The organism is Streptomyces atratus, assembly GCF_014648655.1.
In the GTDB taxonomy this organism is placed as follows: Bacteria; Actinomycetota; Actinomycetes; order Streptomycetales; family Streptomycetaceae; genus Streptomyces; species Streptomyces atratus.
The window spans coordinates 95,830-114,969 of sequence record NZ_BMRN01000013.1 but is presented as its reverse complement, the minus strand read 5'-3'; the positions used below and the strand labels follow the sequence as shown (position 1 = coordinate 114,969).

Genomic DNA, 19,140 nt, shown 5'->3' with positions numbered 1-19,140 from the left:
CCGAGTGTCCCGCCGCAGAATCGGCTTCTGGTACCGCCTGGCGGCGGTCATCGCGAAACCGCCGTTGGTGGTTCTGTTCAAGCGTGACTGGCGGGGGATGGAACACATTCCGGCCGACGGCGGATTCATCACTGCGGTCAATCACAACTCGTATCTGGACCCGCTTTCCTACGGTCACTTCCAGTACAACACCGGACGGGTGCCGCGGCTTCTCGCGAAGGCGGGCCTCTTCAAGACCCCCTTTGTCGGAATGATGCTGCGCGGCACCGGACAGATCCCCGTATACCGCGAGACGACCAATGCGCTGGACGCCTTCAGGGCCGCAGTCGACGCCATCGAGCGCGGTGAATGCGTCGCCTTCTATCCGGAGGGCACCCTCACCCGCGACCCCGACATGTGGCCGATGGCCGGCAAGACCGGTGCGGCCCGCGTCGCGTTGATGACGAAGGCTCCGGTCATCCCGGTCGCCCAGTGGGGCGCCAACCTGGCAATGCCGCCGTACGCCAAGGAGAACAAGCTCCGGCTCCTCCCCCGCAAGACCCTTCAGGTGCAGGCCGGACCGCCCGTCGACCTCTCCCGGTTCTACGACAAGGAACCGACGCCGGACGTCCTGCGCGAGGCGACCGAGGCCATCATGGCGGCGGTGACCGCGCAGCTGGAGATCGTGCGGGGCGAGAAGGCGCCCACGGAGCCGTACGACCACCGCAAGGCCCGTGCAGAACAGCGGCGCAAGGCCGAAGGAAAGGGACCCAAGTGACGCACCCCGCAAAGGCAGCCGTCTTCGGAACCGGCTCATGGGGTACGGCCTTCGGCATGGTTCTCGCCGACGCCGGCTGCGAGGTCACCCTCTGGGGCCGTCGCGCCGAAGTTGCCGAGGCCGTCAACACGACCCGTACCAACCCGGACTATCTGCCGGGAATTGAACTCCCCGCGTCGATCCGGGCCACCACTGACGCCGCAGAGGCGCTGCACGGCGCCGACTTTGCCGTGCTCGTGGTGCCCTCGCAGACACTGCGCGCCAATCTCGCCGACTGGGCCCCGCACCTCGGCTCCGACACCGTCCTCGTCTCGCTGATGAAAGGCGTCGAACTCGGCACCGCGAAGCGGATGAGCGAGGTCATCGAGGACGTCACCAAGGTCTCCGCGGACCGCGTCGCCGTCATCACCGGCCCCAACCTGGCCAAGGAGATCGCCGAACGCCGCCCCGCCGCGGCCGTCGTCGCCTGCCAGGACGAGTCGGTGGCCCGTCGCCTCCAGTCCGCCTGCCACACCTCGTACTTCCGCCCTTACACCATCACCGATGTGGTCGGCGCCGAACTCGGCGGCGCGGTCAAGAACGTCATCGGTCTCGCTGTCGGCATCGCCGACGGGATGGGCCTCGGCGACAACGCCAAGGGCTCGCTCATCACCCGCGGTCTCGCCGAGACGACCCGTCTCGGCCTGGCCATGGGCGCCGACCCGCTGACCTTCTCCGGACTCGCGGGCCTCGGCGACCTGGTGGCGACCTGTTCCTCGCCGCTGTCGCGCAACCACACCTTCGGCACCAACCTCGGCCGCGGCATGACGCTGGAAGAGACCATCGCCGTCACCAAGCAGACCGCCGAGGGCGTCAAGTCCTGTGAATCAGTGCTCGATCTGGCGCGCAGGCACGGCGTCGACATGCCCATCACCGAGACGGTCGTCGGCATCGTCCACGAGGGCAAGCCGCCGATGGTCGCACTGGGCGAGCTGATGTCGCGCAGCGCGAAACCCGAGCGACGCTGACGGGTTCGCCCAGGGAGGACCTGAAGGGGGCGCAAGCCGGTGAACGTTCGCGGTCATCGCTCCAGCGGCCCCGGTCACGCTGACGCGAGTGGTACCAGCAGGTACGCTCAACGCGATATGAGCAGCGAGAACCTCCCCCAGAGCCCGGAGCAGCAGCTCCGCAAGCCGCGCGTGGCCGTCGTGTTCGGCGGCCGCAGCTCCGAACACGGCATCTCGGTCGTCACGGCGGGTGCCGTCCTGAACGCCATCGACCGGACGAAGTACGACGTCCTGCCGATCGGCATCACGACGGACGGCCGCTGGGCGCTCACCGCCGACGAGCCCGAGCGCATGGCCATCACGGACCGGAAGATGCCGGACGTGGCCCAGCTGGCCGAGTCCACCGAGGGCGGCGTGGTGCTCTCCGTCGACCCCGGCAGCCGTGAAGTGGTGTACAGCGAGCCCGGCTCGGTTCCCAAGGCGCTCGGCGAGGTCGACGTCGTCTTCCCCGTGCTGCACGGCCCGTACGGCGAGGACGGCACCCTTCAGGGGCTCCTGGAGCTGTCCGGTGTGCCGTACGTGGGTGCCGGCGTGCTCGCCTCGGCGGTCGGCCAGGACAAGGAATACATGAAGCGGGTGTTCACGTCGTTCGGGCTGCCCGTCGGCCCGTACGTCGTGGTACGTCCCCGCGAATGGGACACGGACCCCTCCGCTGCCCGCAAGCGCATCGTGGACTTCGCCGGGGAACACGGCTGGCCGCTCTTCATCAAGCCCGCCCGGGCCGGCTCGTCGATCGGCATCACCAAGGTCGACGATCTCTCCGGTCTCGACGAGGCGATCGAGGAAGCCCGCCGCCACGACCCCAAGTTTCTGGTCGAGTCGCTGCTGCGCGGCCGCGAGATCGAGTGCGGGGTGCTGGAGTTCGAGGACGGACCGCGCGCCAGCGTGCCCGCCGAGATCCCACCGGTGACCTCGCACGACTTCTACGACTTCGAGGCCAAGTACATCGACTCGGCCTCCGGGATCGTGCCCGCCCCGCTCACGGAGGAGCAGACGGCCGAGGTTCAGCGGCTGGCGGTCGACGCCTTCGAAGCCGTGTCCTGCGAGGGCCTGGTGCGGGCCGACTTCTTCCTCACCGAGGACGGCAGCTTCGTGATCAACGAGATCAATACGCTGCCGGGCTTCACCCCGATCTCCATGTACCCGCGGATGTGGCAGGAGAGCGGCGTGAGCTACCAGGAGCTGGTGGACCGGCTGATCCAGGCCGCGTTGAACCGGCCGACCGGCCTGCGCTGAGAAGACGGGACCCGCGGCTGCAGGGCGTGTGCTCCCGCCCGGGAGCGCACGCCCTACAGGCTGCCGGGAACCGTCTTGCGAATGGCCGGGGCGAACGCGGCCAACGGGCTCGCGTCATGGGCGTACGCCGTCGAGAGACTCACCTCGACGTACGCCTTGCGGTAGGTCGTCGTAAAACGCGGACCGGCGTCCGCCGGCTGCTCCAGCAGCCAGTTGACGCCGTCCGCCTCGATCCCCTTCGCCATGGGGTCGTCCATCTTCGCAGGCCGGGGGACACCGCAGCGCAGTACGATCGCTCCGTCCCCCCACTCGGCGGTCAGTTCGGACTTTGTCCCGGTGTCACCGCGGTCGAGTCCGGCAACGGTCTTCGGCAGCTCCTTGTGCAGTGCACGGCAGTAGGCTGCGGCTTCCGGTGACGGAGTGGGAACCGTGATCGACGCCGTGGCGTCCGTCGAGGAGCAGCCCGCCGCGGCCAGCAGCAGCGCGGCAACGGACGGACCGAGAAACACGGGGTGGCAAAGCCGGCGGCGCAATGATGTCACCGGCCCAGCGTAGACGGGGGCTACAGATGAACGACCGGGCAGGTCAGGGTTCTCGTGATGCCTTCCACTTGCTGGACCTTGGCGACCACCATGCGGCCGAGTTCATCGACCGTGTCGGCCTGGGCGCGCACGATCACGTCATAGGGGCCGGTGACGTCCTCTGCCTGGATCACTCCCGGAACTTTGGCGATGGTCTCGGCGACGGTCGACGCCTTGCCCACCTCGGTCTGAATAAGGATGTACGCCTGTACCACGGAACCTCCAGGGCGGCCACGAGGATCATGTGGGGGAAAGGGACGCCACGGTATCGCGTCGCCGCGGGCCGCGGGGAGACCTACGGGGCGGTTGACGTCCACAGCGTGGCTCACGCAAGACACAAGTTGACGTATCTCTTGACAGTACCGACAGCAGTGACGGCCCGCGACCGCAAGTGCAGCGGTGCGAAAGGGGGACAGACATGCCGATGAGAACCGGTGCAGACTGCTCCCTGCGGCGGCGGCCGGTCCACGATCCGGACCCCCGGCCGCTGAAGCAGCCCGGACGATCGTCCGGGGCGATAGATGAGAGGTGAGACTCGGTGAAGGGAACCGTGGGCGAGTTGGGGGAGTTCGGGCTCATCAGGGAGCTCACTTCCCGGCTCACCACCACTCCGGCGGTACGGCTCGGCCCCGGCGACGACGCCGCGGTCGTGTCCGCTCCCGACCGCAGGGTCGTGGCCAGTACGGACATCCTGTTGGAGGGACGGCATTTCCGTCGCGACTGGTCGACGGCTTACGACGTCGGCCGCAAGGCCGCCGCCCAGAATCTCGCCGACATCGCCGCCATGGGCGCCGTGCCCACCGCGCTGCTGCTCGGCCTGGTCGTCCCCGCCGAACTCCCGGTCACCTGGGCCGGCGAGCTGATGGACGGCATCCGTGACGAGTGCCAGGTCGCCGGCGCGGCCGTGGTCGGCGGCGATGTGGTGCGCGGCGAGACGATCACCGTCTCGATCACCGCACTCGGAGATCTGCGCAACCACGAACCGGTCACCCGGTCCGGCGCCCAGCCCGGCGACGTCGTCGCCGTCACCGGCTGGCTCGGCTGGTCCGCTGCCGGATACGCCGTGCTCTCCCGCGGCTTCCGCTCGCCCCGCGCCTTCGTCGAGGCCCACCGTCGCCCCGAACCGCCGTACCACGCAGGCCCCGCGGCTGCCGGGCTCGGCGCCACCGCGATGACGGACGTGAGCGACGGACTCGTCGCCGACCTCGGGCACATCGCCGAGGCCAGCAAGGTCCGGATCGATCTGCGCTCCGGACTCATCGACATCCCCTCGCAGATGTCCGACATCGGTCAGGCCGTCGGCGTGGACCCGCTGCAGTGGGTGCTGACCGGGGGAGAGGACCACGCGATCGTCGCCACTTTCCCGCCGGACGTGAAGCTGCCCGCCCGCTGGAAGGTGATCGGTGAAGTCCTCAACCCCTCGGCGCTGCCGCAGGTGACGGTCGACGGGGCACCCTGGACCAGCAAGGGCGGCTGGGACCATTTCGGAGGCATCGAGGACGCCCCGTAGATTTCGGCGTGTGCCCATATCCGGTGCTGTACCCGCCCGTGTGCGCACCGTCGCCGGTTCCGATTCCGGCGGCGGTGCGGGTATGTCAGACCGATCTCAGGACGATGCCGGCGCTCGGTGTGCACGGAGTGAGCGTGCTGACCGCCGTCATGGCCCAGAAGTCGCTGGGGGTGCAGGGCGCCCGAGTTGTCCGTCGATGCCGTACGCGCTTAGTACCGCAGCGTGGTGGGCGGCCGGAATGCGGCAGGCCGCCACTAAGGTAGTGGGTTTCGGGCCGCGCCGGGTCTTCATCAAGGGCGCACATCTGCCCGGCGAACCCGTCGATCTTGTGACGGACGGCACCGAGGAGCACTCGCTGCGCGCACCGGGGCACGACAACCGCCACACCCACGGCACCGGTTGCACGCTCGCCTGCTCGCCGGCCCTGGGCCAGGACGTACCCACGGCGGTACGGGGCGCGAAGACGTAGGTCACCGGTGCGATCGAAACGGGCTTCCCGCTGGGCGCCGGAATCGGCCCCGTCGACCACGGCCGGCGGACGCGCACCGTCTGAGGGCCCCAGGAGCGCAGCAAAAAGCCGGTCCACCGAGGTGGACCGGCTTTTTGGGCAACCGGAAGGCTGCGCTACGACGGGAACGTCAGCGCGCGACCTTGCCGGCCTTGATGCACGAGGTGCAGACGTTGAGCCGCTTCGGCGTCCGACCGACCACGGCACGCACGCGCTGGATGTTGGGATTCCAGCGACGGGACGTACGGCGGTGCGAGTGCGAAATGTTGTTGCCGAAGCCCGGCCCCTTGCCGCAGACGTCGCAGTTGGCAGCCACGGGTCACTCCAAAGACTTCAGATGCACTTACAGTGAATTCCGGCGCGCCGGATTCATTTGACTGAAGTGGCGACACCGGAGGAATGGCCCGACTCTCATCGGGCAACCGAAGCAGCATACAACGGCTGCGTCGGTAGAAGGAAACTACCATGGGTTCCGCCGCCCCCTGTCCCGCCCCTGTCCCCGCCGGACCCGGCACACGGGGCTACCCTGCGGTGCAGCCGGCCACCCACGGCCGATTTCGAGGAGGACCGACAGGTGCCGCAGACCGCCGACGACATGGACGCCGTCGCGGTGCGTACCTGGTGCTCACTGGCCCTGGAGGCACTGGGCCAAGAGCGCGAGGCGATCGACGCGATCAACGTCTACCCCGTCGCCGACGGGGACACCGGTACGAACCTCTATCTCACCGTGGAGTCCGCGACCCAGGCCGTCGAAGCGGTCTTCGCCGCCCATGAGACCGGTACGACCGTGCCCGTCGCCGCCGACGCGGTACGGGCCATGGCGCACGGAGCACTGATCGGTGCGTGCGGAAATTCCGGCACGATCCTGGCCCAGCTGTTGCGCGGGATGGCAGGGGTGCTGGCCGACGGGCACGACGCGGACCATCTGCGCCGGGCGCTCACCAGGGCCGCCGCAGCCGCCCGGCAGGCCGTCGCTCACCCTGTCGAGGGCACCGTGCTGACCGTGGCCACCGCAGCCGCCGAGGCCGCCGGGCGCACGGTGGACGACGCCGGGACCGCGGCGGTCGCACGGGCGGCGTACGAGGGAGCGCGGACGGCCCTGGAAGCGACCCCCGGACAGCTCGCCGTCCTCGGGCGGGCGGGCGTCGTGGACGCAGGCGGAAGGGGCCTGGTGACGGTGCTCGGGGCGCTCGTCGAAGCAGTCTCCGGGCGTGCTCCCGAGCGCACGTACGTGGCCGTGCCCGCGACCGTGGTCCCTGCGCCGCAGGACTGTGCGGAGGGCGGACCGGCCTTCGAGGTCATCTACCTGCTGGAGGCCACGGACGAGGCCGTGGACCGGCTGCGGACCCGGCTCGACGGCCTCGGCGACTCGCTCGTGGTGGTGGGCGGCGACGGACTGTGGAACGTCCATGTGCATGTCGATGACGCGGGTGCGGCGGTGGAGGCCGGTGTCGAGGCGGGGCGGCCATACCGCATCCGGATCACCCACTTCGGCGCGGACCGGGTGCACCCGCACACCGAACCCGTGCAGCGCGCGGTCGTCGTGGTGGTCCCCGGCGACGGGCTCCGCGGCCTGTGCAAGGAGGCCGGGGCGACGACGGTCCTGGCGCGCCCCGGGGAGCCGCCCGCCAGCGGCGAACTGGTCGACGCCATCCGCCGGGCGCACGCCCGCGAGGTGGTTCTGCTGCCCAACGACGCGGAGCTGCGCCACACCGCCGCTGCCGCTGCCGAACAGGCCCGCGCGGAGGGTGTCCGGGTCGCCCTGATCCCGACCCGGGCCGCCGTCCAGGGCATCGCCGCCCTCGCCGTCCACGAACCCGACCGCAGCTTCGACGAGGACGTGGTGGCGATGACCGCCGCGGCCGGTTCCACCCGCTACGCCGAACTGGCCGTAGCCGAGCGGCAGTCCTGGACCATGGCGGGTATCTGCCAGGCCGGCGACATCCTGGGCCTGATCGACGGCGATGTCGCGGTCATCGGCGAGGACGTACCGGAAACGGCCCGGAACGTGCTGGACCGCATGCTGGCGGCGGGCGGCGAACTGGTCACCCTGGTCCTCGGCGAGGACGTCCCCGACACCCTGGCCGACGAGCTGCAGGAGCACGTGCGCGAGGGCTATCTGGCGGTCGACACGGTGGTGTACCGGGGCGGCCTCCAGTGCGCTCCGCTGCTGATCGGGGTGGAGTAGGGCGGCGCGGGTGTCCTCGAGCGCCGGACGGGCCCGGATTCCTGACCAGGTACCTCAGCAGCGCCTCCGCCTCCGCCCGGCGTGCCCGGCCCGTCTCGCCCGGTTCCTCGTCCCCGTACACATCGATGACACCGCGGGCCCGTGCCCCGGCCGCGTGCGGGCGGTTCAGATCCGCCTCCGGCCAGACGGCCATCAGGCCGGCGGCCGTGCGCAGGCCGCGGAAGTCGGGCCCGGCCTCCGCGAAACCGGGTCGGGCGATCCCGTGAGAGGTGATCGCGAGCCGGAGGCATCGGAGCCGGTCCTGGGGGGCGTGGCGACAGTTCCGACCAGCGGATTCCGGTGTTCCGCGTCGTGCCCGGCGGACATCTGTCAGTGGTGTGGTGTGCAATGGATCGCGTGTCTGCGTTCGATGAACCCCTCAAGAAGCTGCTCGGCGGAGCCACCGCGAAGGTGATGGCCGAACACCTCGACCTGCACACGGTCGGTGATCTGCTGCACCACTACCCGCGACGGTACGAGGAGCGCGGTCGGCTCACGGCGCTGACCGACCTTCCGCTGGACGAGCATGTGACGGTGGTCGCCCAGGTCGCCGACGCACGCGTCATGATGTTCAACAACGGCCGCGGCAAGCGCCTCGAAGTGACCCTCACCGACGGCAACGGCCGCCTCCAGCTGGTCTTCTTCGGCCATGGCGTCCACAAGCCGCACAAGGAACTGTTGCCGGGCCGGCGCGCGATGTTCGCGGGCAAGGTCTCCGTCTTCAACCGGAAGATGCAGCTGGCCCACCCCACGTACCAGCTGCTGGACGCCGAGTCCATCGACGGGGCCGAGGCCACGGAAGCGGTGGACGCGTTCGCCGGGCGGCTGCTGCCGATCTACCCGGCCTGCAAGCAGCTGGACTCGTGGCGGATCGCCAAGGCCGTCGACACCGTGCTGCCCAGCGCGCGGGAGGCCGTCGACCCGCTGCCGCCGAGTCTGCGCGAGGGCCGCGGGTTCACCCCGCTCCCGGAAGCGCTGCTGAAGGTCCACCGCCCGCAGACCAAGGCGGACATCGCACAGGCCAGGGACCGGCTGAAGTGGGACGAGGCGTTCGTCCTCCAGGTCGCGCTGGCCCGCCGCAGATACGCCGACACCCAGCTCCCGGCAGTGGCCCGCAGCCCCAGGCCCGGCGGGCTGCTCGACGCCTTCGACGCCAAGCTGCCCTTCACCCTCACCGAGGGACAGCAGAAGGTCTCCAAGGAGATCTTCGACGACCTGGCGACCGAGCACCCGATGCACCGGCTCCTCCAGGGCGAGGTCGGGTCCGGGAAGACCATGGTCGCGCTGCGCGCGATGCTCGGCGTCGTCGACGCGGGCGGGCAGGCCGCCATGCTCGCGCCCACCGAAGTGCTTGCTCAGCAGCACCACCGCTCCATCACCGAAATGATGGGCGAGCTGGCCGAGAACTGGGGACTGTGGCGCGAAGCGCCTCCTCAGGAGGGGCGGCGGCCGGACGACGGGCAGGCGCTCGGCGGCTCCCAGCAGGGGACGAAAGTGGTGCTGCTCACCGGCTCCATGGGCGTCGCGGCCCGCCGTCAGGCGCTGCTCGACCTCGTCACGGGCGAGGCCGGGATCGTGATCGGCACACATGCGCTGATCGAGGACAAGGTGCAGTTCCACGACCTGGGCCTGGTCGTGGTCGACGAACAGCACCGCTTCGGGGTGGAACAGCGCGACGCCTTGCGCTCCAAGGGAAAGCAGCCGCCGCATCTGCTGGTCATGACCGCGACCCCCATTCCCCGTACGGTCGCCATGACCGTCTTCGGCGACCTGGAGACGTCCGTACTGGACCAGCTGCCGGCCGGCCGCTCGCCGATCGCCAGCCATGTCGTACCCGCCAAGGACAAGCCGCACTTCCTCAGCCGCGCCTGGGAACGGGTCCGCGAGGAAGTGGAGAACGGGCACCAGGCCTATGTGGTCTGCCCCCGCATCGGTGATGACGCCGAGGACGAGGCGGCGGGCAAGAAGGGGAAGAAGAAGGCGGCCGAGGACGACGGCGAGAAGCGCCCGCCCCTCGCGGTCCTGGAGATCGCCGAACAGCTCGCCAAGGGCCCGCTCGCCGGTCTGCGCGTCGAGGTGCTGCACGGCAGGATGAACCCCGACGACAAGGACGACGTCATGCGCCGCTTCGCCGCGGGCCAGGTCGACGTCCTCGTCGCCACCACCGTCATCGAGGTCGGCGTCAATGTCCCCAATGCCACCGCCATGGTGATCATGGACGCCGACCGGTTCGGGGTCTCCCAGCTCCACCAGCTGCGCGGCCGGGTCGGCCGCGGCTCCGCCGCCGGACTCTGTCTGCTGGTCAGCGAGGCCCACGAGGCCAGCCCCGCCCGCGCCCGGCTCTCCGCCGTCGCCGCCACCCTCGACGGCTTCGAGCTGTCCCGGATCGACCTCGAACAGCGCCGCGAGGGCGATGTCCTCGGCCAGGCCCAGTCCGGGGTCCGTTCCTCGTTGCGGATGCTCACCGTCATCGACGACGAGGAGGTCATCGCCGCCGCCCGCGAGGAGGCCTCCACGATCGTCGCCGCCGACCCGGAGCTGGAACATCTGCCCGAGTTGCGGATCGCGCTGGACGCGCTGCTCGACAAGGAGCGCGAACAGTACCTCGACAAGGGGTGACGGGTGCGCGGGCCCCATCCGCCGCGACGCCATATCGTGGGTGGCACGGCGCCGCAGCATCCTGTGGGCCACCCACGAACCGAGGACCAGACACCCATGACCCGCGTGATCGCCGGCTCGGCCGGTGGACGCCGCCTGGCCGTCCCGCCCGGCACCGGCACCCGCCCCACCTCCGACCGTGCACGCGAGGGCCTCTTCTCCACCTGGGAAGCCCTCCTGGGCAGCCTCCACGGCACCCGCATCGCGGATCTGTACGCGGGCTCCGGCGCTGTCGGCCTGGAGGCACTCTCCCGCGGCGCGGTCCACGCCCTGCTCGTCGAAGCCGACCCCAAGGCTCTCCGCACCGTCCGGGACAACGTCCGCACACTCGGCCTGCCCGGCGCCGAAGTCCGTACCGGCAAAGCCGAACAGGTCGTGACGGGACCGGCGCCCACGGAGCCGTACGACGTGGTGTTCCTGGACCCGCCGTACGCCGTGACCGACGACGATCTTGGCGAGATACTGCTCACACTCCGTGCTCAGGGGTGGCTCACAGCCGATGCCCTCGTCACCGTGGAACGCAGCACCAGAGGCGGAGAATTCAACTGGCCCAAGGGCTTTGAGCCACTGCGGGCCCGTCGCTACGGCGAGGGAACGCTTTGGTACGGTCGCGCCGCCTCTACGTGCGAAGACGCACGATGACCGGACCGGAGAGCGAGGGAACCAAGTTGCGCCGCGCCGTCTGTCCGGGGTCATTCGACCCCATCACCAATGGACACCTCGACATCATTGGCCGTGCTTCGAAGCTGTACGACGTCGTACATGTCGCGGTGATGATCAACCAGTCCAAGAAGGGCCTGTTCACGGTCGACGAGCGGATCGACCTGATCCGCCAGGTCACCGCCGACTTCGGCAACGTCGAGGTCGAGTCCTTCCACGGCCTCCTGGTCGACTTCTGCAAGCAGCGCGACATCCCGGCGATCGTGAAGGGCCTGCGGGCCGTCAGCGACTTCGACTACGAGCTGCAGATGGCCCAGATGAACAACGGCCTCTCCGGCGTCGAAACGCTCTTCGTGCCGACCAATCCCACCTACAGCTTCCTGTCGTCCTCCCTGGTCAAGGAGGTCGCGACCTGGGGCGGCGACGTCTCCCACCTGCTGCCCCCGGTGGTCCACGAAGCCCTCACCGAACGCCTCGCTCAGCGCTGAAGAACTGACGAACCGTCACCAGGTGTCGGGCGGGCGCCGACTGGCCGTACAGTCGTCCCGTCCGTCTCCAAATCGGCTGTAGAGAGTGGCGAGCACACGGTGGACGTGCAGAAGAAGCTCGACGAGATCGTCGAGGCGGTCGGGAGCGCCCGGTCCATGCCCATGTCGGCTTCGTGCGTGGTCAACCGCGCCGAGCTGCTCGCGATGCTCGAAGAGGTGCGCGAGGCCCTGCCCGGCTCGCTGGCCCATGCCCAGGAGCTCATCGGCGGCCGGGAGCAGATCGCCGAGCAGGCCCGTCAGGAGGCCGAGCGGATCATCGAGACCGCGCATGCCGAACGCACCTCGCTGATCTCCGGGACCGAGGTCGCCAGGCAGTCCCGCAGCGAGGCCGACCGCATCCTCGGCGAGGCCCGTCGGGAGGCCGAGGAGGTCCGTGCCGAGGCCGACGAGTACGTCGACAGCAAGCTCGCCAACTTCGAGGTCGTCCTCACCAAGACCATCGGCTCCGTCGACCGGGGCCGCGAGAAGCTCCTCGGCCGTGGCCAGGCCTTCGACGAGCAGGGATACGAGGACCCGGACTTCGCCGAGGCCCCCGAGCGCAGCACCGACCCGGCCACGCTCCAGCGCCGTGCGGACGAGTACGTCGACACCAAGCTCGGCGCCTTCGAGGCCGTGCTCGCCAAGACCCTGGAGGCGGTCGGCCGCGGCCGGCAGAAGCTGCACGGCCGGGTCGCCACCGACGAACTCGGCGCGCACGTGGCAGCACAGGACGCGGCGGGCAGTCAGGGGCACATGAGCGACGAGGACCACTGGGCCGGCCTCGCCGAGCTCGCCACCCCGGAGCCGCAGCCGGTGCACCAGCAGGTCCAGCCGCACTTCCCCGTCCAGGCCCAGCCGAGCTACGCGGAGACGTACGCGTACCAGGAGCAGCCGCAGCAGGACGTCTACGGGTACCAGCAGCAGCCGGACCCGTACGCCGCCTATCAGCAGCAGGGCTATGACCAGGCCCAGGCCCAGATCCCGGTCCAGGGGTACGACAGCTGGCAGCAGCAGCCCGTGCAGCCCCAGCAGGCGGTCCAGCCGCAGGGCGAGAGCGCCCTGGACGAGACCAGCCTGTTCGACACCAGCATGATCGATCTGGACCAGCTCCGCCGGTACGAGCAGGAGCGCTGACCGGGCGGCACGGAGGCGGGGCGGACCGGATTGGGAGCTGGGCGGCGCGTCCAGTATCCTGGCTCTTCGGTCGCGCGTATGTCCGCGATCCCGGCTGCCCGTTTCGAATCCGAATCCGGTCGGCCCTCCCCGCGATGCGTGATGCACATGATTTCGAAAGCAGGAAAAGCCCTGAACGGCCACCTCGACCACCGAAACCCCCTCGTGTTCGACACGCACGAGCTGGGTCGGCGTCCCGGTGCCCTCCAGCGGCTGACCCGCTCGGTGGACGCACCCGGTTCACCGGCCCTCGGCATCGACGGGGTCATCGGTGTGCCGGAAGGCGCACCCGTGGAGCTGGAACTCCGTCTCGAATCGGTCATGGAAGGGGTGCTTGTCACAGGCACCGCCCGTGCGTCGGCCGAGGGGGAGTGCGTAAGGTGTCTGGAGCCGCTGCACCAAGAGGTTGTGGCGGACTTCCAGGAGATGTTCTCGTACCCTGACGCCGATGACCGGGGCCGCAGCAGCAAGGCGGAACCGGCCGACGACGCCGAGGACGACGAGGACAGGCTCTTCATCGAGGACGGCCTGTTCGACCTCGAACCAGTGCTGCGCGATGCGGTGGTGCTCGCACTGCCGATGCAGCCGGTGTGCCGGGAGTCCTGTGCCGGTCTGTGTTCCGAATGCGGAATCAGGCTGGACGAGAACCCCGGTCACCATCACGATGCCGTCGACATCCGTTGGGCGGCATTGCAAGGACTCGCCGACACCGTTCAGGACGGCGAGAAGGACAACATGGGCGGCGCCGAAGCGGGCGTCGACGAGAAGCAGGAGAAGTAGCCGTGGCTGTTCCGAAGCGGAAGATGTCGCGCAGCAACACGCGCCACCGCCGGTCGCAGTGGAAGGCTGCGGTCCCCACCCTGGTTTCGTGTGAGCGTTGCCAGGAGCCGAAGCTGCAGCACATCGCGTGCCCCAGCTGCGGCACGTACAACAAGCGCCAGGTCCTCGAGGTCTGAGCGGCTGGTGAGAGGCCCGATGTCTGAGTTGTCCAACGCCAAGAAGCAGGCAGACAACGTCAACACAGCCTCGTCCCACACGCTTCTGGAAGGGCGGCTCGGGTATCACCTCGAGTCCGCCCTTCTGGTGCGTGCGCTGACCCATCGTTCGTACGCATACGAGAACGGCGGTCTGCCCACCAACGAGCGGCTCGAATTCCTCGGGGATTCGGTGCTCGGCCTGGTGGTCACGGACACGCTGTACCGCACCCACCCCGACCTGCCCGAAGGCCAGCTGGCCAAGTTGCGGGCCGCGGTGGTCAACTCGCGTGCACTTGCGGAGGTGGGCCGCGGCCTCGAACTCGGCTCCTTCATCCGGCTCGGCCGAGGTGAAGAGGGCACGGGCGGCAGGGACAAGGCGTCCATCCTCGCCGACACCCTTGAAGCGGTGATCGGCGCGGTCTACCTCGACCAGGGTCTCAGCGCGGCCTCGGAGCTGGTCCACCGGCTCTTCGACCCGCTGATCGACAGGTCCTCGAACCTCGGCGCCGGCCTGGACTGGAAGACCAGCCTCCAGGAACTCACCGCGAGCGAGAGCCTCGGCGTTCCCGAGTACCTCGTCACGGAGACCGGCCCGGACCACGAGAAGACCTTCACTGCTGCTGCTCGCGTCGGTGGTGTCTCGTACGGCACCGGCACCGGCCGTAGCAAGAAGGAAGCGGAGCAGCAGGCGGCGGAGTCCGCCTGGCGCGAGATCAGCGCCGCCGCGGAAGCGCGGGAGGCTGCGGCGAAGGCCGCTGCCGACGGAGGGGCCGCCGACACCCCTGCCGACCCGTCGCCGTCCACGGACGTCGCTCCGGCCTGACCCGAGAACCCCTCGGTGCCCTGCGCACCGAGGGGTTCTTCCTGCCCGGATATTCTTTTCATCTCTCCAGTTCACTTCTTCAGGAGCGACACCGTGCCCGAGCTGCCCGAGGTCGAAGTCGTACGACGCGGTCTTGAGCGCTGGGTCACCGGCCGCACGGTCGGCGACGTCGAGGTGCTGCACCCGCGTGCGGTCCGCCGCCATCTCGCGGGCGGCGTGGACTTCGCGGCCCGGCTCGGCGGCGCCCGCTTCGGAACGGCCATGCGCCGCGGCAAGTACCTCTGGGTGCCGCTGAACGATGAGTCCAGCTCACTGCTGGGCCACCTCGGCATGAGCGGCCAGCTGCTCGTACAGCCGCAGGACACCCCCGACGAGAAGCATCTGCGCATCAGGATCCGCTTCGACGACTCGCTCGGCACCGAGCTGCGCTTCGTCGACCAGCGGACCTTCGGCGGGCTCTCTCTCCACGAATGCGCCGCCGACAGCACGGACGGGCTGCCCGACACCATCGCGCACATCGCCCGCGACCCCTTGGACCCGGCCTTCGACGACGCGGCGTTCCACACGGCCCTGCGACTGCGCCGTACGACGATCAAACGCGCCCTGCTCGACCAGTCGCTGATCAGCGGGGTCGGCAACATCTACGCGGATGAGGCGCTCTGGCGCACCAAGCTGCACTACGACCGGCCGACCGCGACCCTCACCCGCCCCAAGTCGGCCGAACTGCTGGGCCATGTCCGCGACGTGATGAACGCGGCGCTCGACCAGGGCGGCACCAGCTTCGACAGCCTCTATGTCAATGTGAACGGCGAGTCCGGCTACTTCGACCGCTCGCTCGACGCGTACGGGCGAGAGGGCGAGCCCTGCCACCGCTGCGGTACGCCGATGCGCCGCCGCCCGTGGATGAACCGCTCCAGCTACTTCTGCCCGCGCTGCCAGCGGCCGCCGCGGCCCTGAGGGGTGTCGGAGCCTGCCCCGCCGGACATCCGGTCGGCTCTAGCGGGCCTCGTCGTAACGATTGCGGGCGTCCAGCACCTCGGGCATCCGGCCCTCGACGAGCTGGATCAGCTCGCGCAGCCGGCCGGCGACCTCGTGCCCCAGCGGGGTCAGCTCGTAGTCGACGCGGGGCGGGTTGGTGGGCTGTGCCTCCCGGTGGACGAGGCCGTCCCGCTCCAGTGCGTGAAGCGTCTGGGAGAGCATCTTCTCGCTCACCCCGTCGACCCTGCGCCGCAGTTCGTTGAAGCGAGCACCGGAATCGTGGAGCGCGGTCAGCGTCAGGCTGCCCCAGCGTCCGGTGACATGTTCCAGCGTGCCGCGCGAGGGGCACTGCCGGGAGAACACATCGAAAGGCAGGCTGTCGGTGCTGTCCCGCCGGGTGCTCTCGTCCATACAACAAGCTTACGCTCGCACAGTGCTCACCCCTGGAGTGCGCTGTGCGGGCGTAAGCGATGCATTTCTCTGTTGCGCTGCGCTACGGAACCGGGCTCGACATCGGGGAGCGGAGCATGATGGTGCCTGAAGTACGCGGGTGCAGTTGAGTACGTGCTCGCTGGTCGGTCATGGGGTGAGACGGAACGCTTGGGCCATGCGACAACGACTACTGAAACTCATTCCCCAGCTGTTGGCGATCCTCGTGCTGGCTGTGGTGACGTCGGCGGCGTGGGCTGCCTGGCTGGGCTGGGACCAGCACCGTGACGTGCAACCTGACGGCACGACGACCGGCCCGTACGAGGCGTGGCAGGTCATCGGGCTGGTGCTGACTCTGCTGGCGCCGGTGTACTGGGCGGCATCCCGGCGCTACTTCGCAGGCGCTGTGCTCGGCGTCACGGTCGGCCTGACCGCTGCCGCCTTCTACGACTGGTCGGACGACTCCAGCGGCCTCTTCATGGTCGGCGTGGGGATGGTCATGGTGGGGAGCCTCGTCGTGACCGCCGCCGTTTCCGCGGTGATCGCCGCTGTGAAACGGGACGGACGACGGCGCGGCGCGGCGCCCGGCTCTCGCCCATAGAGATGCTCAGGACGTGCTCCGGGGTCGGCGCAGCGGCCTTGGGCTGGAGCTGCTCCGGGGCGAGTGATCACTACCCCTTGCGCTTGCCTCGATTCGGGCAGGTGCCGGAACTTCGAACGAGACCCGTCTGCGGGCCGCCGCGGACACAGTGTGGGCCGCCTCGGTTGCCGGTAACGGCCCCGAGGCGGCCCAGGAAAGCCGGCAGGTCGCTGACCTGCGGAATTCTCAGAAGCCGAAGTCCTGAGTCCACCAGGGGCCGCCGGAGCCGTAATGCACTCCGACACCGAGCGTCTTGTAGTCGCAGTTGAGAATGTTTGCCCGATGGCCGTCGCTGCTCATCCAGGAGTCCATCACGGCCTGCGGGTCGGCCTGGCCGCGGGCGATGTTCTCGCCGCCGAGCCCCTGCACACCGGCCTTCGAGGCGCGGTCCCAGGGGGTCCGGCCATCGGGGTCGGTGTGGTCGAAGAAGCCGCGGGCAGCCATGTCGTCGCTGAAGTCCTGGGCCAGCGAGGCCAACGATGCGCTGGCCGTCACGGGGCTGCAGCCGACCTTCGCGCGCTCCTGGTTGACCAGGGTGAGCACAGCGGCCTGCGCGGAGCCCGCGGCGGCAGACGTCGGCTCCACGGACCTGCGGGCGGCCGGAGTGGAGGCCGCGGCCGTCGGTGCGGCCGGCGACTTCTCGACCGCGGCAGGGGCGGTGCTCTTCCCGGCTTCCGTCGCAGCGGACTCGGACGACGCCGGAGATTCGGACGGCTTCGCCCGCCCGGTCGGTCCGGACGTCTTCGACGGGGAGGCGGACGACGGGGACCCGGTGGGGGACTCCGCCTTCGTCGGGCCGTCGGCGCGCCCCACGCCGCGGCCGGCCGAGGCGGACGCGGAGTCGCGGTCGGCAGGGGCGGTGGTGGAGGCGCCCTGGGTCAGCAGGTCCGGGGCGCCCTTGGTACGTACCTGGTCGGCAGCCGTGCCGCCGACCGTGTAGGTGTCGCCGCCGGGCAGCAGACCGGAGGCGACCGCCACGGCCCCCATGACAAGGGCCGCGGACACGCCGATCAGTCCCGTGCGAACAGGTATCCCGGACCGCTTCCTGCGGCGCGCAACCCGGTGCCGCCCCGCGTCCCCCGCCGCGTGGTGCTCAGCGGCAGGAGCTGCGGCGGAGCGTCGATGGCGTCCCATCTGCTGAGCCCTTCTGGGGGTCTGGACGCCGCTCTCGGCGTCAACATGATTCACCCGATGGGGTGAAGTTATTGCGACGGGACTGTAGCCCATGCCCTATCGGCAGGAAGTGTTCCAAGAGCAATTGGCCGGTTAGCGTTCGGGCATGAACGAAGATGTACGACTCACCGCCTGGGTACGCGGCCGAGTACAACAAGTTGGGTTCCGCTGGTTCACCAGGGCAAACGCTCTGGAGATCGGTGGCCTCACCGGATTCGCCCTGAATCTCGACGACGGCAGGGTGCAGGTCGTTGCCGAGGGTCAACGTGAGAATTGCCACCGTCTGCTGGAATGGCTGCGCTCGGACGACACACCCGGGCGCGTTGACGGAGTCACTGAGATCTGGGACACCCCGCGCGGCGGATACGAGGGTTTCGCGATCCGCTGATCCGGGCTCGATCCGGGGTCGTACCGGGAGGCTGTGTTCGGACCGTGTTCGACGGGCGGCGCGGGGTGACGGAGTGGGCGCTCATCTGCGTACACATGAAATGACCTGCGGAATGACCGGGTGGTTGCCAAGATTCGGTCGGCATGCCAGGCTGCGGCAGTAAGGATGATCTCCACGCCCCCGAGGGTCCCGCAGGAGAGTCGCGCCGCATGATCGTCAAGCCGCGCGCCCCGGGCCGCCCGTCTCTACAGGGCGTGATCGTGTTGACCGTCAAACTTTTTGGTGAGACGCTGAAATCCCCGCGCACCTTAGCTGTTTGGCAGAGCTGTTTGGCAGCAGAACAGCAGTGAATACGGAGCACTGCCGAGCACCGCGGGTGCGATTCCCTCACGACCCACACCGCATCGGTCGGTCACTCAGTGTGGAGGACCATCCATCATGGCAAAGGCGCTTCTCGGTTACGTCGGCGGTTCCGACCCGCGACTCCTCGCCGAGATGCGACGGCTCCAGCAGCGCGTCCAGGACCTCGAATCCGAGCTCGTACGGATTCAGGACGAGAACGACGCACTCAATGCCGCCGCCCAGCACCAAGAGTCGCTGCTCGACAGCATCGACATCGACGTACCTCAGGCGGAGCCGGCGCTGACCTGACCGATGGCCCCCAGGGCCGGTCGGGCTGCCCGCGTCAGCCGTCCGAGACCATCCCCCGGATCGTCGCCGGATCATTGAAGATCACTGCTCTTGATCTGTCACCACCGTGACATGTCCTTGATCCGTCATGCGCTGCACCAGCAACACCGCACACGCAACACCGCACAAGATTTACAAGGGGCGCTTCGGCGTCCCTTC

The 19,140-nt window shown here is 69.4% G+C and carries 22 protein-coding genes and 1 pseudogene; 18 read left to right on the top strand and 5 right to left on the bottom strand.

From position 1 onward, the window contains the following. Nucleotides 1-4: 4 nt before the first annotated feature. The 3 genes from IEZ15_RS22340 (at nt 5) to IEZ15_RS22330 (ending at nt 3,039) form a co-directional block, all read left to right on the top strand. Nucleotides 5-757 carry a lysophospholipid acyltransferase family protein gene (locus tag IEZ15_RS22340; RefSeq protein ID WP_189279082.1) on the top strand — a complete coding sequence of 251 codons (753 nt, stop codon included), beginning with the start codon at nt 5-7 and terminating at the stop codon, nt 755-757. Next, complete coding sequence (locus IEZ15_RS22335; RefSeq protein ID WP_189279081.1) at nt 754-1,764, top strand: NAD(P)H-dependent glycerol-3-phosphate dehydrogenase; 1,011 nt, start codon at nt 754-756, stop codon at nt 1,762-1,764. The genes IEZ15_RS22340 and IEZ15_RS22335 overlap by 4 nt, the downstream gene beginning before the upstream one ends. Before the next feature lie 117 nt (nt 1,765-1,881). Next, nucleotides 1,882-3,039 carry a D-alanine--D-alanine ligase family protein gene (locus tag IEZ15_RS22330; protein WP_114246879.1) on the top strand — a complete coding sequence of 386 codons (1,158 nt, stop codon included), beginning with the start codon at nt 1,882-1,884 and terminating at the stop codon, nt 3,037-3,039. A gap of 53 nt (nt 3,040-3,092) precedes the next feature. On the opposite strand, the gene IEZ15_RS22325 is transcribed toward IEZ15_RS22330, so the two are convergent. Beyond that, complete coding sequence (locus tag IEZ15_RS22325; RefSeq protein WP_229846041.1) at nt 3,093-3,581, bottom strand: DUF3515 domain-containing protein; 489 nt, start codon at nt 3,579-3,581, stop codon at nt 3,093-3,095. 20 nt (nt 3,582-3,601) lie between these two features. Beyond that, nucleotides 3,602-3,835, bottom strand: a complete 234-nt coding sequence (locus IEZ15_RS22320) for an Lrp/AsnC family transcriptional regulator (RefSeq protein WP_093899132.1) — start codon at nt 3,833-3,835, stop codon at nt 3,602-3,604. A 323-nt stretch (nt 3,836-4,158) separates the two neighbouring features. Between IEZ15_RS22320 and IEZ15_RS22315 the strand changes: the two genes are divergently transcribed. Together IEZ15_RS22315 and IEZ15_RS22310 are read left to right on the top strand one after the other, a co-directional pair. Further along, complete coding sequence (locus IEZ15_RS22315; protein WP_093899131.1) at nt 4,159-5,130, top strand: thiamine-phosphate kinase; 972 nt, start codon at nt 4,159-4,161, stop codon at nt 5,128-5,130. 82 nt (nt 5,131-5,212) lie between these two features. Continuing rightward, nucleotides 5,213-5,683: pseudogene (locus tag IEZ15_RS22310) on the top strand (bifunctional hydroxymethylpyrimidine kinase/phosphomethylpyrimidine kinase). 85 nt (nt 5,684-5,768) lie between these two features. On the opposite strand, the gene rpmB reads toward IEZ15_RS22310, so the two are convergent. Then, a complete protein-coding gene (gene rpmB / locus IEZ15_RS22305) occupies nt 5,769-5,954 on the bottom strand; it encodes a 50S ribosomal protein L28 (RefSeq protein WP_030928661.1) in 186 nt (61 codons plus the stop codon). Between the two features lie 258 nt (nt 5,955-6,212). Here rpmB and fakA point away from each other — a divergent pair, with 258 nt between their 5' ends. The 9 genes from fakA to mutM all read left to right on the top strand — a co-directional run bounded on the left by fakA (nt 6,213) and on the right by mutM (nt 15,640). Further along, a complete protein-coding gene (gene fakA, locus IEZ15_RS22300; protein WP_189279080.1) occupies nt 6,213-7,826 on the top strand; it encodes a DAK2 domain-containing protein in 1,614 nt (537 codons plus the stop codon). A 387-nt stretch (nt 7,827-8,213) separates the two neighbouring features. Continuing rightward, a complete protein-coding gene (gene recG / locus IEZ15_RS22295) occupies nt 8,214-10,484 on the top strand; it encodes an ATP-dependent DNA helicase RecG (RefSeq protein ID WP_114246882.1) in 2,271 nt (756 codons plus the stop codon). 96 nt (nt 10,485-10,580) lie between these two features. Beyond that, on the top strand, nt 10,581-11,165 hold the full coding sequence (gene rsmD / locus IEZ15_RS22290) for a 16S rRNA (guanine(966)-N(2))-methyltransferase RsmD (RefSeq protein ID WP_114246883.1): 585 nt from the start codon (nt 10,581-10,583) through the stop codon (nt 11,163-11,165). Nucleotides 11,166-11,191: 26 nt separating this feature from the next. Then, the gene (coaD, locus tag IEZ15_RS22285; protein WP_189279123.1) at nt 11,192-11,671 is read left to right on the top strand and encodes a pantetheine-phosphate adenylyltransferase; all 480 of its coding nucleotides are present in this window, start codon (nt 11,192-11,194) and stop codon (nt 11,669-11,671) included. Between the two features lie 99 nt (nt 11,672-11,770). Then, the gene (locus IEZ15_RS22280) at nt 11,771-12,844 is read left to right on the top strand and encodes an ATP synthase subunit B family protein (protein WP_189279079.1); all 1,074 of its coding nucleotides are present in this window, start codon (nt 11,771-11,773) and stop codon (nt 12,842-12,844) included. Between the two features lie 147 nt (nt 12,845-12,991). Continuing rightward, the gene (locus IEZ15_RS22275) at nt 12,992-13,663 is read left to right on the top strand and encodes a YceD family protein (RefSeq protein WP_114249323.1); all 672 of its coding nucleotides are present in this window, start codon (nt 12,992-12,994) and stop codon (nt 13,661-13,663) included. Between the two features lie 2 nt (nt 13,664-13,665). Next, nucleotides 13,666-13,839 carry a 50S ribosomal protein L32 gene (rpmF, locus tag IEZ15_RS22270; RefSeq protein WP_003965982.1) on the top strand — a complete coding sequence of 58 codons (174 nt, stop codon included), beginning with the start codon at nt 13,666-13,668 and terminating at the stop codon, nt 13,837-13,839. 19 nt (nt 13,840-13,858) lie between these two features. After that, nucleotides 13,859-14,683: a ribonuclease III gene (gene rnc / locus IEZ15_RS22265; protein WP_114246886.1), complete on the top strand. Its 825-nt coding sequence runs from the start codon at nt 13,859-13,861 to the stop codon at nt 14,681-14,683. Nucleotides 14,684-14,776: 93 nt separating this feature from the next. Continuing rightward, nucleotides 14,777-15,640, top strand: coding sequence for a bifunctional DNA-formamidopyrimidine glycosylase/DNA-(apurinic or apyrimidinic site) lyase (gene mutM, locus IEZ15_RS22260; RefSeq protein ID WP_114246887.1), 864 nt, complete (start codon nt 14,777-14,779; stop codon nt 15,638-15,640). A 39-nt stretch (nt 15,641-15,679) separates the two neighbouring features. On the opposite strand, the gene IEZ15_RS22255 is transcribed toward mutM, so the two are convergent. Then, nucleotides 15,680-16,072 (bottom strand): winged helix-turn-helix transcriptional regulator, encoded by a 393-nt coding sequence (locus IEZ15_RS22255; RefSeq protein ID WP_114246888.1) that lies wholly within the window; start codon nt 16,070-16,072, stop codon nt 15,680-15,682. Nucleotides 16,073-16,268: 196 nt separating this feature from the next. Between IEZ15_RS22255 and IEZ15_RS22250 the strand changes: the two genes are divergently transcribed. Then, a complete protein-coding gene (locus IEZ15_RS22250) occupies nt 16,269-16,691 on the top strand; it encodes a hypothetical protein (RefSeq protein ID WP_189279078.1) in 423 nt (140 codons plus the stop codon). A gap of 225 nt (nt 16,692-16,916) precedes the next feature. On the opposite strand, the gene IEZ15_RS22245 is transcribed toward IEZ15_RS22250, so the two are convergent. Beyond that, complete coding sequence (locus IEZ15_RS22245) at nt 16,917-17,864, bottom strand: CAP domain-containing protein (RefSeq protein WP_189279077.1); 948 nt, start codon at nt 17,862-17,864, stop codon at nt 16,917-16,919. A 145-nt stretch (nt 17,865-18,009) separates the two neighbouring features. Between IEZ15_RS22245 and IEZ15_RS22240 the strand changes: the two genes are divergently transcribed. The 3 genes from IEZ15_RS22240 (at nt 18,010) to IEZ15_RS22230 (ending at nt 18,942) form a co-directional block, all read left to right on the top strand. After that, nucleotides 18,010-18,291 (top strand): acylphosphatase, encoded by a 282-nt coding sequence (locus IEZ15_RS22240; RefSeq protein WP_093778642.1) that lies wholly within the window; start codon nt 18,010-18,012, stop codon nt 18,289-18,291. 209 nt (nt 18,292-18,500) lie between these two features. Continuing rightward, nucleotides 18,501-18,641: a hypothetical protein gene (locus IEZ15_RS44925; protein ID WP_229846040.1), complete on the top strand. Its 141-nt coding sequence runs from the start codon at nt 18,501-18,503 to the stop codon at nt 18,639-18,641. Nucleotides 18,642-18,729: 88 nt separating this feature from the next. Beyond that, nucleotides 18,730-18,942 (top strand): hypothetical protein, encoded by a 213-nt coding sequence (locus IEZ15_RS22230; RefSeq protein WP_018551753.1) that lies wholly within the window; start codon nt 18,730-18,732, stop codon nt 18,940-18,942. Nucleotides 18,943-19,140 lie beyond the last annotated feature (198 nt).

What these genes read in the sequence shown, in the direction of transcription:
- IEZ15_RS22245 (WP_189279077.1), bottom strand. Translation starts at nt 17,864, where the DNA reads ATGGGACGCCATCGACGCTCCGCCGCAGCTCCTGCCGCTGAGCACCAC.
- IEZ15_RS22255 (WP_114246888.1), bottom strand. Translation starts at nt 16,072, where the DNA reads ATGGACGAGAGCACCCGGCGGGACAGCACCGACAGCCTGCCTTTCGAT.
- rnc (WP_114246886.1), top strand. Translation starts at nt 13,859, where the DNA reads ATGTCTGAGTTGTCCAACGCCAAGAAGCAGGCAGACAACGTCAACACA.
- recG (WP_114246882.1), top strand. Translation starts at nt 8,214, where the DNA reads ATGGATCGCGTGTCTGCGTTCGATGAACCCCTCAAGAAGCTGCTCGGC.
- IEZ15_RS22250 (WP_189279078.1), top strand. Translation starts at nt 16,269, where the DNA reads ATGCGACAACGACTACTGAAACTCATTCCCCAGCTGTTGGCGATCCTC.
- IEZ15_RS44925 (WP_229846040.1), top strand. Translation starts at nt 18,501, where the DNA reads ATGATCGTCAAGCCGCGCGCCCCGGGCCGCCCGTCTCTACAGGGCGTG.
- IEZ15_RS22230 (WP_018551753.1), top strand. Translation starts at nt 18,730, where the DNA reads ATGGCAAAGGCGCTTCTCGGTTACGTCGGCGGTTCCGACCCGCGACTC.
- rsmD (WP_114246883.1), top strand. Translation starts at nt 10,581, where the DNA reads ATGACCCGCGTGATCGCCGGCTCGGCCGGTGGACGCCGCCTGGCCGTC.
- IEZ15_RS22275 (WP_114249323.1), top strand. Translation starts at nt 12,992, where the DNA reads ATGATTTCGAAAGCAGGAAAAGCCCTGAACGGCCACCTCGACCACCGA.
- IEZ15_RS22240 (WP_093778642.1), top strand. Translation starts at nt 18,010, where the DNA reads ATGAACGAAGATGTACGACTCACCGCCTGGGTACGCGGCCGAGTACAA.
- IEZ15_RS22330 (WP_114246879.1), top strand. Translation starts at nt 1,882, where the DNA reads ATGAGCAGCGAGAACCTCCCCCAGAGCCCGGAGCAGCAGCTCCGCAAG.